The sequence below is a fragment of the Streptomyces tatrensis genome (assembly GCF_049310065.1).
Classification (GTDB): Bacteria; Actinomycetota; Actinomycetes; order Streptomycetales; family Streptomycetaceae; genus Streptomyces.
Genome location: NZ_JBMDLB010000011.1, coordinates 3,549,524 through 3,563,845 on the forward strand (window position 1 = coordinate 3,549,524; position 14,322 = coordinate 3,563,845).

General features: G+C 71.6%; 11 protein-coding genes. 9 read left to right on the forward strand and 2 right to left on the reverse strand.

The window, feature by feature from the left end; genetic code table 11:
* Window positions 1-12: 12 nt before the first annotated feature.
* From ACODT5_RS31810 to ACODT5_RS31835, 6 genes are all read left to right on the forward strand, one after another.
* On the forward strand, window positions 13-2,184 hold the full coding sequence (locus tag ACODT5_RS31810; protein ID WP_422522582.1) for an ATP-binding protein: 2,172 nt from the start codon (window positions 13-15) through the stop codon (window positions 2,182-2,184).
* A gap of 11 nt (window positions 2,185-2,195) precedes the next feature.
* Complete coding sequence (locus ACODT5_RS31815; protein ID WP_422525102.1) at window positions 2,196-3,113, forward strand: hydroxymethylglutaryl-CoA lyase; 918 nt, start codon at window positions 2,196-2,198, stop codon at window positions 3,111-3,113.
* An 8-nt stretch (window positions 3,114-3,121) separates the two neighbouring features.
* Window positions 3,122-4,282, forward strand: coding sequence for an acyl-CoA dehydrogenase family protein (locus ACODT5_RS31820; RefSeq protein ID WP_422522583.1), 1,161 nt, complete (start codon window positions 3,122-3,124; stop codon window positions 4,280-4,282).
* A gap of 222 nt (window positions 4,283-4,504) precedes the next feature.
* On the forward strand, window positions 4,505-6,106 hold the full coding sequence (locus ACODT5_RS31825; protein ID WP_422522584.1) for an Ig-like domain-containing protein: 1,602 nt from the start codon (window positions 4,505-4,507) through the stop codon (window positions 6,104-6,106).
* 178 nt (window positions 6,107-6,284) lie between these two features.
* Complete coding sequence (locus tag ACODT5_RS31830) at window positions 6,285-7,322, forward strand: ABC transporter substrate-binding protein (protein WP_422522585.1); 1,038 nt, start codon at window positions 6,285-6,287, stop codon at window positions 7,320-7,322.
* Between the two features lie 88 nt (window positions 7,323-7,410).
* Entirely contained in the window at window positions 7,411-8,325 is a 915-nt protein-coding gene (locus ACODT5_RS31835) for a siderophore-interacting protein (protein ID WP_422522586.1), read from the forward strand.
* Between the two features lie 16 nt (window positions 8,326-8,341).
* On the opposite strand, the gene ACODT5_RS31840 is transcribed toward ACODT5_RS31835, so the two are convergent.
* Together ACODT5_RS31840 and ACODT5_RS31845 are read right to left on the reverse strand one after the other, a co-directional pair.
* Complete coding sequence (locus ACODT5_RS31840; protein WP_422522587.1) at window positions 8,342-9,364, reverse strand: hypothetical protein; 1,023 nt, start codon at window positions 9,362-9,364, stop codon at window positions 8,342-8,344.
* 65 nt (window positions 9,365-9,429) lie between these two features.
* On the reverse strand, window positions 9,430-11,025 hold the full coding sequence (locus tag ACODT5_RS31845; protein WP_422522588.1) for a beta-N-acetylhexosaminidase: 1,596 nt from the start codon (window positions 11,023-11,025) through the stop codon (window positions 9,430-9,432).
* A 52-nt stretch (window positions 11,026-11,077) separates the two neighbouring features.
* Between ACODT5_RS31845 and ACODT5_RS31850 the strand changes: the two genes are divergently transcribed.
* From ACODT5_RS31850 to glmS, 3 genes are all read left to right on the forward strand, one after another.
* Entirely contained in the window at window positions 11,078-11,968 is an 891-nt protein-coding gene (locus ACODT5_RS31850) for a DUF4429 domain-containing protein (protein WP_422522589.1), read from the forward strand.
* 107 nt (window positions 11,969-12,075) lie between these two features.
* Window positions 12,076-12,351: a hypothetical protein gene (locus ACODT5_RS31855; protein WP_422522590.1), complete on the forward strand. Its 276-nt coding sequence runs from the start codon at window positions 12,076-12,078 to the stop codon at window positions 12,349-12,351.
* Between the two features lie 94 nt (window positions 12,352-12,445).
* Window positions 12,446-14,263, forward strand: a complete 1,818-nt coding sequence (gene glmS / locus ACODT5_RS31860) for a glutamine--fructose-6-phosphate transaminase (isomerizing) (RefSeq protein ID WP_385372618.1) — start codon at window positions 12,446-12,448, stop codon at window positions 14,261-14,263.
* Window positions 14,264-14,322: the final 59 nt, after the last annotated feature.

Here is a 14,322-nt window from a genome sequence, read left to right on the forward strand (position 1 = left end):
AGGACCTCACTGATGTTCAGCACTGTTCTGGTCGCCAACCGGGGCGAGATCGCGGTCCGCGTCATCCGCACGCTGCGGGAGCTCGGCATCCGTTCCGTGGCCGTCTTCAGCGACGCCGACGCGGACGCCCGGCACGTACGGGAGGCCGACACGGCCGTCCGCATCGGCCCGGCGGCGGCCGCCGAGAGCTACCTGTCGGTGGAGCGGCTGCTCGACGCCGCACGCCGCACGGGCGCCGAGGCCGTGCACCCCGGCTACGGCTTCCTCGCGGAGAACGCCGCCTTCGCGGCCGCCTGCGCGGACGCCGGCCTGGCCTTCATCGGGCCGCCGGCCTCGGCGATCTCCCTGATGGGCGACAAGATCCGCGCCAAGGAGACCGTCAAGGCCGCGGGCGTGCCCGTGGTCCCCGGATCCTCGGGCAGCGGGCTGTCCGACGCCGAACTGGTCGCCGCCGCCGAGCAGATCGGCATGCCGGTCCTGCTGAAGCCCTCGGCGGGCGGCGGCGGCAAGGGCATGCGGCTCGTACGGGACTCCGCGCTGCTCGGCGAGGAGATCGCGGCGGCCCGCCGCGAGGCGAAGTCCTCCTTCGGCGACGACACCCTGCTCGTGGAGCGCTGGGTGGACCGGCCCCGGCACATCGAGATCCAGGTACTGGCGGACGCGCACGGGAACGTGGTCCACCTCGGGGAGCGCGAGTGCTCGCTCCAGCGGCGCCACCAGAAGGTGATCGAGGAGGCCCCGTCGGTCCTGCTGACGCCGGAGCTGCGGGCCTCGATGGGCGCGGCGGCGGTGGAGGCGGCGCGGTCCTGCGGGTACGTCGGCGCGGGGACGGTGGAGTTCATCGTCCCGGGCCACGACCCCGCCTCGTACTACTTCATGGAGATGAACACCCGGCTCCAGGTGGAGCACCCGGTGACCGAGCTCATCACGGGCCTGGACCTGGTGGAGCAGCAGCTCCGGGTCGCGGCCGGCGCGGAGCTGGGCTTCGGCCAGTCGGATGTCCGGCTGACCGGGCACGCGATCGAGGCCCGCGTCTGCGCGGAGGATCCGGCGCGGGGCTTCCTGCCCTCCGGCGGCATGGTGCTGGCCCTGTCGGAGCCGTCCGGCGGCTCCGTCCGCACGGACTCCGGCCTCGCGGCGGGGGTCGACACCGGGTCGACCTACGACCCGATGCTGTCGAAGGTCATCGCCTACGGTCCCGACCGGGCGGCCGCGCTGCGCGTACTGCGGGGCGCTCTGGCCGACACCGTGATCCTGGGCGTCCAGACCAACACCGGCTTCCTGCGCCGCCTGCTGGCCCACCCGGACGTGGTGTCGGGCGACCTGGACACCGGGTTGGTGGAGCGGGACCTCGCCGAGCTCCTCCCGGAGGGGGTGCCGGACGAGGTGTACGCGGCGGCTGCGCTGCTGACATTCCCCCACCCCGCCCCTTCCCGAAACCCTGCCGGGGGCTCACAGCACAGCCGGACCGGCGGCTCCGCCGCCTGGGTCGACCCGTTCGACGCCGCCAACGGCTGGCGCCTGGGCGGCACCCCCGCCTGGACGGTCCACCACTTCCGCCTTCCCGGCCAAGACCCGGTGGAGGTCCGCACCCGCCCCGCCGGTCCCGGCATGGGGCAGAGCCCCAGCACCCCCGGTCCGCACACGGAACTCCTCCTCGGCCCGGCCGACTCCCCACCGCCCGCACCTGAAGGCGACGCCGGCCCGAATTCAGCCCCGCCGGCGTTTGAGGCGCGGGGTCTGGGGCAGAGCCCCAGCGCACCGGCCCGGGGCCGGATCGTCCACCGCACCACCGACCACCTCACCATCGAGCTCGACGGGGTCACCCACCGGTTCAGCCATGCCCCCTCCCCGGAGGGGACTTGGCTCGGCCGCGACGGCGACTCCTGGCACGTCCAGGCGTACGACCCGGTCGAGGCGAACCTCCGCGGCGCAGGACGCGGCGGCGCCGACACCCTCGCGGCCCCCATGCCCGGCACCGTCACCGTCGTGAAGGTGGCCGTCGGCGACAGGGTGGCCGCCGGTCAGAGCCTGCTCGTGGTCGAGGCCATGAAGATGGAACACGTCATCTCCGCCCCGCACGCCGGCACCGTCACCGAGATCGACGTGACTCCCGGCTCCACCGTCGCCATGGACCAGGTCCTGGCCGTGGTGACCCCGGACGAAGAGGAGGAGGCCAAGTGAACGGGCTCCCGATGACCTTCCCCGCCCAAGAGCTCCCGGCCCGGGTCCGGATCCACGAGGTGGGCGCCCGGGACGGGCTGCAGAACGAGAAGACGGCCGTCCCCACCCACGTCAAGGCCGAGTTCGTGCACCGGCTGGCCGCCGCCGGGCTCACCACCATCGAGGCCACGAGCTTCGTGCACCCCCGGTGGGTCCCCCAGCTGGCCGACGCCGAGGAGCTGTTCCCGCTCCTCGCCGACGTGCACGCCGAGCTGCCGGTCCTGGTCCCCAACGACCGCGGCCTGGACCGCGCGCTCGCGCTCGGTGCCACCCGGATCGCCGTCTTCGGTTCGGCCACCGAGACCTTCGCCTCCCGCAACCTCAACCGGACCGTCGCCGAGTCCCTCGCGATGTTCGAGCCCGTGGTGGCCCGCGCCAAGGACCACAAGGCCCATGTCCGCGGCTACCTCTCCATGTGCTTCGGCGACCCCTGGGAGGGACCGGTCCCGGTCCACCAGGTGGTCGGCGTCGCCAAGGCCCTCATGGACCTCGGCTGCGACGAGCTGAGCCTCGGCGACACCATCGGCGTCGCCACCCCGGGTCACGTGCAGGCCCTGCTCTCCGCGCTCAACGAGGAGGGCGTGGGCACCGACCGGATCGGCGTGCACTTCCACGACACCTACGGCCAGGCCCTGTCCAACACCCTCGCCGCGCTCCAGCACGGCGTGACCACCGTCGACGCCTCCGCGGGCGGCCTCGGCGGATGCCCGTACGCCAAGAGCGCCACCGGCAATCTCGCGACCGAAGACCTCGTCTGGATGCTCGACGGCCTCGGCGTCGAGACCGGGGTCGACCTTGCAGCCCTCACCGCCACGAGCGTGTGGATGGCCGAGCAGCTGGGGCGTCCCAGCCCCTCCCGTACCGTCCGCGCCCTCTCCCACAAGGAGTAACGAAGACCATGGCCCTCGACCACCGGCTCACCCCCGAGCACGAGGAACTCCGCCGCACCGTCGAGGCGTTCGCGCACGATGTGGTGGCGCCCAAGATCGGCGATCTGTACGAGCGGCACGAGTTCCCGTACGAGATCGTCCGCGAGATGGGCCGCATGGGCCTGTTCGGCCTGCCCTTCCCGGAGGAGTACGGCGGCATGGGCGGCGACTACCTCGCCCTCGGCATCGCCCTGGAGGAGCTGGCCCGCGTCGACTCCTCGGTCGCCATCACCCTGGAGGCCGGCGTCTCGCTCGGCGCGATGCCCCTGTACCTCTTCGGTACCGAGGAGCAGAAGCAGCAGTGGCTGCCGAGGATGTGCTCCGGCGAGATCCTCGGCGCCTTCGGCCTGACCGAGCCCGGCGCCGGCAGCGACGCGGGCGGCACGCGCACGACCGCCGTCCGGGACGGCGACGAGTGGGTGATCAACGGCTCGAAGTGCTTCATCACCAACTCCGGTACGGACATCACCGGTCTGGTCACCGTCACCGCCGTGACGGGCCGCAAGGCGGACGGCCGCCCCGAGATCTCCTCGATCATCGTCCCGTCGGGCACCCCCGGCTTCACGGTGGCCGCCCCCTACTCCAAGGTCGGCTGGAACTCCTCGGACACCCGTGAGCTGTCCTTCGACGGCGTACGGGTCCCCCTCGCCAACCTGGTCGGCGCGGAGGGCCGCGGCTACGCCCAGTTCCTGCGGATCCTGGACGAGGGCCGCGTGGCCATCTCGGCGCTCGCGACGGGCCTGGCGCAGGGCTGCGTGGACGAGTCGGTGAAGTACGCCAAGGAGCGGCACGCCTTCGGCCGGGCGATCGGCGACAACCAGGCCATCCAGTTCAAGCTGGCGGACATGGAGATGCGCGCCCACATGGCCCGGATCGGCTGGCGCGACGCGGCCTCCCGGCTCGTGGCCGGGGAGCCGTTCAAGAAGGAGGCGGCCATCGCGAAGCTGTACTCCTCGACGGTGGCGGTCGACAACGCGCGCGACGCCACGCAGATCCACGGCGGCTACGGGTTCATGAACGAGTACCCGGTGGCCCGCATGTGGCGCGACTCGAAGATCCTGGAGATCGGCGAGGGCACGAGCGAGGTGCAGCGCATGCTGATCGCCCGTGAGCTGGGGCTTGGCGGCTGATCCCCTCCGTTCCATAGCGGCCCGCGTTCTTACGCGGGCCGCTTTTCTGTCTATTCCGTGATTAATCACGAGATCAAGCGATTACCGAGTGTTGCCACATATGCGCAATTTATAGCTGTTAGGTTCCTGGCCGCGCGCTATCCCTCGGTCTCAGCCGCAGCTCGGTAACCCCTGTGACGACGAAGGCGCGCTCCGGCCTCAACCAAACGAGGAGAACCCCCAGTGATCAGTTCCGTGCAGCCGCCCCGGACCCGGAGAAGGCTTCGGCTCAGGGCAGCGATTCTCACCGCCTCCCTCGCCGCCGCGTTGACCGTGCCCGCGGCACTGAACGCCCAGGCGTTGGCGGCAGCAGCCCAGACCTGCGCCACGCCGAGCGTGCTGGCGGGCAGTGATTTCGAGATCGACACCGTCGCGAACCTGAAGGTCGACGGCGCGGGCTGCATCGACTGGCTCGAAGGCGGCGCCAACACCCCGTTCCGCTCCGGGGTCATCGTCAAGCCCGACCGGCCCAGCGGCTCCTCCGACGACTCCTTCGGCATGGGCACGAAGGAGGACGACGCGAACCCGACGATCGTCCGCGGCTCGATCCCGCCGAACAAGAGCGACCTGCTCAACTTCGGCGTGTACAGCGAGACGACCGCCACGGCGAAGTTCCTGGAGCTCTTCTGGCAGCGGAGGAACAGCCCGACCGGCACCACGAACATGGACTTCGAGCTGAACCAGAAGTTCTGCGACGTGAACGCGTCGCCGACCAACTGCGCGAGCAACGGGGCCATCCAGACCGCGACCCCGGTACGCACCCCGGGCGACAAGCTGATCACCTACGACCTCTCCCGGGGCGGCACCAGCGCGGCCATCTCCATCCGCACCTGGACCGGCTCGGCCTGGGGCCCGGCCAGCGTCATCAGCGGCCCGGGCGGTCAGGCGCTGGGTTCGGTCAACGGCAACCCCAACGGCAACCCCGCCCTGCCCCCCATCCCCGCCTCGGAGACCGGCGGGCTCGGCCCGCTGGACCAGTTCACGTTCGGCGAGGCGGCGATCGCGTACAGCGCGCTCTTCCCGGCGGGCAGCACGTGCCGGACCTTCGGCTCCGCCTACGTGAAGAGCCGCGCCTCGGACTCGTTCAACTCCGAGTTGAAGGACTTCATCGCGCCGACGCCGGTGCAGATCACCAACTGCACCTCGCTGATCACCACCGCGAGCACGAACGTGGAGATCGGCGACCCGATCAGTGACACCGCCACGCTCGGCGGAGCCTCGGCCGACGCGGGCGGCACGCTGACCTTCAGCCTCTTCAGCGAGGCGGGCTGCCCGGCCGACAGCCTCGTCGACACCGGTCTCGAGCCCGTCCAGGTGGACGGCCCCGGCGACTACAACTCGGGAGACGTCACCCCGACCTCCGTCGGCACCTACTACTGGACCGTCGAGTACAGCGGCGACCCGAACAACGAAGGGGCCTCCACCGCCTGTGGTGACCCCAACGAAACGTCCGTGGTCATGAAGTCCGCCTCGCAGGTCTCGACCGCGCAGAGCTTCTTCCCGCAGGACACGGTCTCGGTCACCGGCGGGTCGGAGGTTCCCACGGGGGACGTGACGTTCAGCCTGTACAACAACGCCACGTGCACGGGTACCCCCATCTACAGCGAGACGGCTCCCCTCAGCAGCGGGACGGCCAGCACCAACAACACCACTGACCGCGTATCCGCCAGCGGCACCTACCGCTGGGTGGTGCAGTACCCCGGAGACGACACCCACGAAGCCGCCACCAGCCCCTGCGGCAAGGAGATCTCCACCCTCACCGTGAACGACAACGCGACCCCGTAGCCGCGGTAGAACAGGGCCGGTTCCCGGCCGACGCACATGGAGCGGCCCGCGTCCCCACGCGGGCCGCTCCCGCGTTCCCGGGCGAACCCAGGCCCCCTTTGCCCACTCCAGCAAAGGTTAGGCTAACCTTCCTATCGAACGCCCGAGCCACCCAGTACGCACGAAAGTGGACATCGCCATGCCCAAGTCCCGCTCCTCCCTCCTCACCCGCCGCGGCCTCATCGCGGCAGGCGGCGCCCTCGGCCTCGTGGCCGCGCTCACCGCCTGCGGTGGCAGCGACTCCGCGAAGGACGGGTCGGGCGACAAGGGCAAGGGCTCCGCTTCGGGCGGGTGGAGCTTCAAGGACGACATGGGCAAGGACGTCACCGCCAAGTCCACGCCGAAGAACATCGTCGCCTTCACCGGCACCGCGGCCGCGCTGTACGACTACGGGATCAACGTCAAGGGCGTGTTCGGCCCGACGAAGACCGCCGACGGCAAGCCCGACGTACAGGCCGGCTCGATGGACATCTCCAAGGTCGAGATCATCGGCAACGTCTACGACGAGTTCAACGTCGAGAAGTACGCGTCCCTCCAGCCCGACCTCCTGGTGACCAACACCTGGGAGAAGGACAGCTACTGGTACCTGCCCGAGGCCTCCAAGGACAAGATCCTGAAGCTGGCCCCGGCCGCCGCGATCGGCGCGGGCGGCGACGTCACCATGGACAAGGCGCTGGCCCGCACCGCGGAGCTGGCCGCCTCCCTGGGTGCCGACCTGAACACCAAGAAGACCGTCGACGCCAAGGCCCGCTTCGAGGCCGCCTCCGCGAAGCTCCGCGAGGCCACCAAGGCGAACCCCGGCATCAAGGTGCTCGTCGGTTCCGGCGCCGCCGACCTGTTCTACGTCTCCACCCCGGCCACCTCCGCCGACCTGAAGTACTTCCAGTCGCTCGGCGTCGAGTTCGTCACCCCGGACAAGGTCGAGGGCGGCTTCTTCGAGAGCCTCAGCTGGGAGAACGCCGGCAAGTACAAGGCCGACGTGATCCTCCTCGACAACCGCACCGGCACCCTCCAGCCGCAGGAGCTGAAGGCCAAGCCGACCTGGGCCGAGATGCCCGCCGTCAAGGCCGGCCAGATCACCCCCCGCGTGACCGAGCCGATCTGCTCCTACGAGAAGTGCGCGCAGATCGTCGAAGAGCTCACCAAGGCCATCCAGAACGCCAAGAAGACCGGCTGACCCCGAGCCGTCCGGCCCCGGCGCCCCACCAGGTGCCGGGGCCTTCTGCATCGCCCGTCATCGCACCGATCCCAGGGGGACCCTCCGCATGACCACCAGCACCGACGCCGCGACGACGCCCGGGAAAGCGATCCCGCACTTCCGGTTCTTCGAACTCGAAGTGCTCCGCACGCGCCGGCTCGGCCACTCCTTCCTGCGGGTCACCTTCGGCGGCGCCTCCCTGAAGGACTTCCGCTCGGGCGGCTACGACCAGAGCCTCTCCCTCTTCCTGCCGCCCGCCGGCCGGGAGCACACGGCGCTGCCGTCCACGGGCGAGGACACCTGGTTCGGGGACTGGCGGGCGATGCCGGACGAGGAGCGCCCGGTGATGCGCTCGTACACCGTCCGCGAACAGCGCCGGACCGCCGCCGGCGTGGACGAGGTGGACATCGACTTCGTCCTGCACGGCGCCTCCTCCCCCGCCTCGTCCTGGGCGGGGCGCGCGGTGACCGGCCGCCGGATCATGGCCATCGGCCCGGCCGTCGCGGAGAACAAGTCCGTACGTTTCCAGCCACCGGCCGCCACCGACGCGATCCTGATGTACGCCGACGAGACCGCCCTGCCCGCGGCCTCCGCGATCCTGGACCGGCTCCCCGAGGGCACCCCGGTCCGGGCCTGGTTCGAGGTCCCGCACGAGGACGACCGGCTGTACCTGCCGACGTCCGCCGACGCGGACATCACCTGGGTCGTACGGGAGCCGGGCGCCGGCCGGGAACGCACCGACCGGGTGCTGGAGGCCCTCCGGGCCGCCGAACGGCCCGCCGCCGGAGCCCCGTACGCCTGGATCGCGGGCGAGTCCGCGACGATCCGCGCGGTCCGCAGGCACTTCGTCCAGGACAGCGGCGTCGACCGCCGCGCGGTCCGCTTCACCGGCTACTGGCGCCTCGGCGCGACCGAGGACCAACTCCTGGCGGAGGCCTACGCGGGCCAGTCCCCCGACGAGGACCCGACGGCGGCGCTCTAGAGCCCGCTCCGGTCCCTCACGAGCGCGCCCACCCCTTGTCCGGAGCCACTTTGCCGAACCAGCCGGCGGCCTCCTCCGCGCCGAGCACCCGCTCCAGCACCAGGTCGCCGGGCATACCGGGGAAGAACCGCCCGGCGTCCCAGCTGCGCCGGTAGGGGGAGGGGTCCAGGACGAGCAGCCGGACGCCGTCCACGACGGCGATGTCGGTCGGGACGCCCTCGTTGAAGAGCCAGACTCCGTCCGCACCGACCAGGTTGAACGCCCCGGTCGTCGGGACCATCCCGTCGGCGTCCCGGCACACGGCGACCTCCCGCGCCGACGGCGCCTCGCCCGGCACGTGCTTCCCCCCGATGAGCACGCCCGCAAGCAGGGTGTGCAGCTGGAAGTTGTCGCCGATTCCGCTCATGCGCAGGGCGAAGGCGGTTCCGCTCTCGCGGTGCAGGACGACGAGCGGTTCGTCGTCCAGCACCCGCAGGGCGTACGTCAGGCACTTGAAGGCGTCACCCGAGACCTCGGTCACCCGCTCCACGCCGGCGAGCAGCTCCGCCTTGCCCTCCACCGTCCGGCGCGCGGTCGCCGCGCTGAGCACCGCGACGGCCGCCATCTCCCACTCCGGCAGGGAGAACCAGCCGGCCGCGAGCGCGTGCCCCGCCCGCTCGGCGATCTCGTCGGTGTGCTCGCCCTCGGGGTCCGGCAGTTCCCCGCCGCCCGTCTCCGCCCAGCGCGCGCAGAACTCCCCGGCGACCGAGAACGCCTCCGTGGCCCCGGCGAGGATCCCCGGCGCGCAGGGGACCGGGTCCGCGCCCCGTTCCACGCACGCCCCGACGATCACCGCGACCGTGGCCCGCGGCCCGGGCGGGACCTCCCCGAGCAGCGCCGCCAGCCGGGGTCCCGCCTCCCGGTACTCGGCGGCACCGGCCTTGCCGATCGTCCGGTGGAGCTGCGCGAACGCCCGCTCCGACGCCGGAGGATCCTGTGCGCGCACGGCCTGCTCGAACCGGTCCACGGCGCCCAGGAACTTCTTGCCTCGGAATATCATCCGCACATCCTGCAGCACCGTCCGATCCGGCGATCAGGCAGGTGGCGCCCCGTCCGGGCGGGCCGTCACCGGCCCCACGGCACCTCCGGCGTCCGGAAGAAGGTGACCTCCTGGGCGTCCAGGCGCGGGCCCTGGGCGGCCAGGCGCAGCCGGTACGAGGTCCAGTCGCGGGTGGCCGCCGGGGACCAGCCCAGTTCCGCCAGGCCCAGGACGCGCGGGAAGGCCATCAGCTCCCAGTCCTCCCGCGTCGCGATGGTCTCCGTCCACAGCGGGGCCTCCACCCCGAGGACCGCGGACTCCGGGAGATCCGTCATGTAGGCCCCCGGGTCCCAGTCGTAGGCCCGGCGGACGGGTACGTACCCGGCCCAGGCCAGTCCCGGCTTGGTCTCCTTGTCGTACTTCATGTCCAGGTAGAGCCGGTCGGCCGGGGACAGGATCACCGGGTTGCCCGCCTTGGCTGCCGCGGCGACCGCCGCCTTCTCGGAGGCCGCCGTGCGGTCGTGGCCCCAGTACTGGAGCACCGCCCCCGGGGCCGGCCGGGCCGTGGCGAGCTGGTGCCAGGCCACCACCGTCTTGCCGTGCTTCGCCACCACCTTCTGTGCCCGGTCCATGAAGGCCGCGTAGTCCGCCGCGGGCGTGGAGTGCGCCTCGTCACCGCCGATGTGCAGGTACTTGCCGGGGGTCAGCTCCGCGATCTCCCCCAGCACCTGGTCGATGAACTCGTAGGTCCGCTCCTTGCCCACGCACAGCGAGCTGAAGCCGACCTTGATCCCGGTGTAGCGCTCGCGCGCCTTGCCGTCGCAGTTCAGCTCCGCGTAAGCGGCCTGCGCGGCGTTCACGTGGCCGGGCATGTCGATCTCCGGGACCACGTCCACGTACCGCTCCGAGGCGTACGCCACCAGGTCCCGGTACTCGTCCTTCGTCCAGTGCCCGCCGGGCCCGCCGCCGACCTCGCTCGCGCCCCCGTACTCCGCCAGCCTCGGCCAGGAGTCGATCGCGATGCGCCAGCCCTGGTCGTCGGTCAGGTGCAGGTGCAGGGTGTTGACCTTGTACTGGGCGAGCTGGTCGACGTACCGCTTGACCTGCTCCACCGTGAAGAAGTGGCGGGCCACGTCCACCATCGCCCCCCGGTACGCGAAGCGCGGCGCGTCGGTGACCGTGCCGCCGGGCACCGTCCCCGGACCCGACACCGGCAGGAGCTGGCGCAGCGTCTGGCCGGCGTGGAAGAGGCCTTCGGGCGTGCGGGCGGTGAGGGTGATCCCGCCGGGCCCGGACTCCAGCCGGTAGCCCTCCTCCCCGGTCCCCTCGGCGTCCCCGTCGATCCGCAGCCGGATCCCGTCGCCCTGCGCGCCGTCGACCACGGGCAGCGGCAGCCCGCTGGGGCCGCGCAGCTGCTCGGCGAGGAGTTCGCCGACCCTGCGGACCTCCTCGTCGTCGGTGAGGCCGGTACGGATGACCGTGCCCGGGCCGAAGGCGTACCCGGGGCCTTCGGCGTGCGCGGAGACGGGCGCCGGCAGGAGCCGTGCGTAGGGCGCGAGCGCCACGGGGGGCTCGTCGCCGGGCCGGGCGTCGTCCCCTCTCGCGGCGCTGCTGCAGGAGGCGGCCGCGGGGACGGCTGCGAGGACGAGGAGGGCGGCGAGCATGCGTCGCGGGACTCTCATGGGCATAGGTATAGGCCAACCGGGCTCGTGGGGCCGATGCAAGAATCCAAGGATGGCGGAAATCATCCAGAAGGACGGCACATGGACCTTCGACGGGGACGCGGTGCGCATCGTGCCGGGCCGCGACAAGGGGGTGGGACTGCTGCGCCAGACGCTGGGCGAGGTGCTCGTCCCGCTGCGCGCGCTGGCCGGGATCTCCTACGAACCGGGGCGCAAGGCGGGCCGGCTGCGCCTGCGGCTGCGTGACGGCGCCGACCCGCTGCTCCAGGTCACGGGCGGCCGGCTGCCGGAGGCCTCCGATCCGTACCGGCTGACCGTGGAAGCGGACCGCAGCGGGGTGGCGGACTACTTCGTGGACGCGGTGCGGGCCGCCCTGCTGCTGGACCAGGTGGATCCCGGGCCCGCCGACTCCTACCTCCTGCCGGGTCCCGCGGTCCCGATCACGGTCGGCGCGGGCGACGGGACGGTGGCCTTCGACGGGGACCGGCTGTCCCTGGAGTGGAGCTGGACGGCGGAGGAGGCGAAAAGGTCCGGCGGGGCCCGGGAGTTCCGGGTCGCGGACCTGCGGTCGGTGGAGTGGGCCCCGTCCCGGGGGCTGGAGAACGGGTGGATCCGCTTCGCCCTGGCGGGTGCCCCCGTGCAGAGCGCGCCACCGAAGTACGACCCCTACACGGTGGAGCTGTACGGGCTCAAGAAGGACCCCCTGATGGCGCTGGTCGCGGCCGCCGTCGCGGTCCGCATGCCGCACCCGGCGGCGCCCGGCCCGGGGCCGGAGACCGGGGCGAAGTCCGGAGCGCGGCCCGCCCTGGGCTCCGCCCCGGCGGCGGAGGACCACGACGCCCTGCTGCGCCGGCTGCGCGAGCTGGGAGAGCTGCACCAGACGGGGATCCTCACGGCCGAGGAGTTCACGACGGCGAAAGCGGCGATTTTGGGACGTTTCTGAGCAGCGAAGACCGGAATCAACCCCTCCTCTGGTCCAGACCAGCGATATCCTGCCCGATTCCGGGCAGGATTTTTGCGTTCTGCGGCTCGTACCGCCAATATCGACGGATGCCCGACCGCCGCCCGTCGCACGACGACCTCGTCGACCACTTGATGCGCAGCACCTCGCTCCAGCGGGGCGAAGCCGCCCGAGTGGTGCTCGACGTCCTCGCGTACTTCGACGAGAGCACCGAGGAGTTCGTCCGTCGGCGCCACCGTGAGCTCCAGTCCGGGGGCGCGGTCAACGCGGACATCTTCGAGCGGATCGCGGCCGAACTGCCGCACCGCGCCGTGGCGCCGCCGGAGCTCTCGCTCCGGCAACTGCGCCGCATCGTCTACGGCTGAGTCGTCCACGGCCGAGTCGTACAGAACTGAGCACCATCCGCCGGGGATCCGGGCGGCGGCAAGAGCAACCGAACTTCAGGAGGGGAAAGACCTTATGTGCGGAATCGTGGGTTACATCGGCAAGCGTGACGTGGCACCGCTGCTGCTGGAGGGCCTGCAGCGACTGGAGTACCGCGGCTACGACTCCGCGGGCATCGTCGTCAACAGCCCGAAGGCCGCGGCCCTGAAGGTCGTCAAGGCCAAGGGCCGCGTACGCGAGCTCGAGTCCCGGGTACCCAAGCGCTTCGCCGGCACCACCGGCATCGCCCACACCCGCTGGGCCACCCACGGCGCCCCGAGCGACCTCAACTCGCACCCGCACCTGGACGCCGACAACAAGGTCGCCGTCGTCCACAACGGCATCGTCGACAACGCCTCCGAGCTGCGCGCCAAGCTGGAGGCCGACGGGGTCGTCTTCCTCTCGGAGACCGACACCGAGGTGCTCGTCCACCTCATCGCCCGCGCCCAGGCCGACACCCTGGAGGAGAAGGTCCGCGAGGCGCTCAAGGTCGTCGAGGGCACCTACGGCATCGCCGTCATGCACGCCGACTTCGCCGACCGCATCGTCGTGGCCCGCAACGGCTCCCCGGTCGTCCTCGGCATCGGCGAGAAGGAAATGTTCGTCGCCTCGGACATCGCCGCGCTCGTCGCCCACACCCGCCAGATCGTCACCCTCGACGACGGTGAGATGGCGACCCTGAAGGCCGACGACTTCCGGACGTACACCACCTCCGGCACGACGACCACCGCCACGCCCGAGACCGTGGAGTGGGAGGCCGCCTCCTACGACATGGGCGGCCACGACACGTACATGCACAAGGAGATCTCCGAGCAGGCCGACGCGGTCGACCGCGTCCTGCGCGGCCGGATCGACGACCGCTTCAACACCGTGCACCTGGGCGGCCTGAACCTGGACCCGCGCGAGGCGCGCGGCATCCGCCGGGTCAAGATCCTGGGCTGTGGCACCTCGTACCACGCCGGCCTGATCGGTGCGGGCCTCATCGAGAGCCTGGCCCGCATCCCCGCCGACGCCGAGCCGGCCTCGGAGTTCCGCTACCGCAACCCGGTCGTGGACCCCGACACCCTCTACATCGCGGTCTCCCAGTCCGGTGAGACGTACGACGTGCTCGCGGCCGTGCAGGAGCTCAAGCGCAAGGGCGCCCGCGTCCTCGGCGTGGTCAACGTGGTCGGCTCCGCGATCGCCCGCGCCGCCGACGGCGGCGTGTACGTGCACGCCGGCCCCGAGGTCTGCGTCGTCTCCACCAAGTGCTTCACCAACACGGTCGTGGCCTTCGCGCTGCTCGCCGTGCACCTGGGCCGCATCCGCGACCTGTCCGTCACCGACGGCAAGCGGATCATCGACGGCCTGCGCAAGCTGCCCGCGCAGATCCAGGAGATCCTGGACGGCGAAGAGGACATCAAGAAGCTGGCCGCGGAGTACGCCGAGGCCAAGTCGATGATGTTCATCGGCCGCGTCCGGGGCTACCCGGTGGCCCTGGAGGCCTCCCTGAAGCTCAAGGAGATCTCCTACATCCACGCCGAGGCCTACCCGGCCTCCGAGCTCAAGCACGGTCCGCTCGCCCTCATCGAGCCCTCGCTGCCGACGGTCGCGATCGTCCCGGACGACGACCTGCTGGAGAAGAACCGCGCGGCGCTGGAGGAGATCAAGGCCCGCAGTGGCCGGATCCTGGCGGTCGCCCACACCAAGCAGGAGAAGGCCGACCACACGATCCTCGTGCCCAAGAACGAGGACGAGCTGGACCCGATCCTGATGGGCATCCCGCTGCAGCTGCTGGCGTACCACACGGCCCTGGCCATGGGCCGGGACATCGACAAGCCGCGCAACCTGGCGAAGTCCGTCACCGTCGAGTAGGTCGAACCGGTCCCGCGGACCGCAGAGACGAGGAAGGCCCCCGGGGATCCCCCGGGGGC

Coding starts and splice junctions, on each gene's coding strand:
- ACODT5_RS31810 (WP_422522582.1), top strand. CDS start 13: ATGTTCAGCACTGTTCTGGTCGCCAACCGGGGCGAGATCGCGGTCCGC.
- ACODT5_RS31815 (WP_422525102.1), top strand. CDS start 2,196: ATGACCTTCCCCGCCCAAGAGCTCCCGGCCCGGGTCCGGATCCACGAG.
- ACODT5_RS31820 (WP_422522583.1), top strand. CDS start 3,122: ATGGCCCTCGACCACCGGCTCACCCCCGAGCACGAGGAACTCCGCCGC.
- ACODT5_RS31830 (WP_422522585.1), top strand. CDS start 6,285: ATGCCCAAGTCCCGCTCCTCCCTCCTCACCCGCCGCGGCCTCATCGCG.
- ACODT5_RS31835 (WP_422522586.1), top strand. CDS start 7,411: ATGACCACCAGCACCGACGCCGCGACGACGCCCGGGAAAGCGATCCCG.
- ACODT5_RS31840 (WP_422522587.1), bottom strand. CDS start 9,364: ATGATATTCCGAGGCAAGAAGTTCCTGGGCGCCGTGGACCGGTTCGAG.
- ACODT5_RS31845 (WP_422522588.1), bottom strand. CDS start 11,025: ATGAGAGTCCCGCGACGCATGCTCGCCGCCCTCCTCGTCCTCGCAGCC.
- ACODT5_RS31850 (WP_422522589.1), top strand. CDS start 11,078: ATGGCGGAAATCATCCAGAAGGACGGCACATGGACCTTCGACGGGGAC.
- ACODT5_RS31855 (WP_422522590.1), top strand. CDS start 12,076: ATGCCCGACCGCCGCCCGTCGCACGACGACCTCGTCGACCACTTGATG.
- glmS (WP_385372618.1), top strand. CDS start 12,446: ATGTGCGGAATCGTGGGTTACATCGGCAAGCGTGACGTGGCACCGCTG.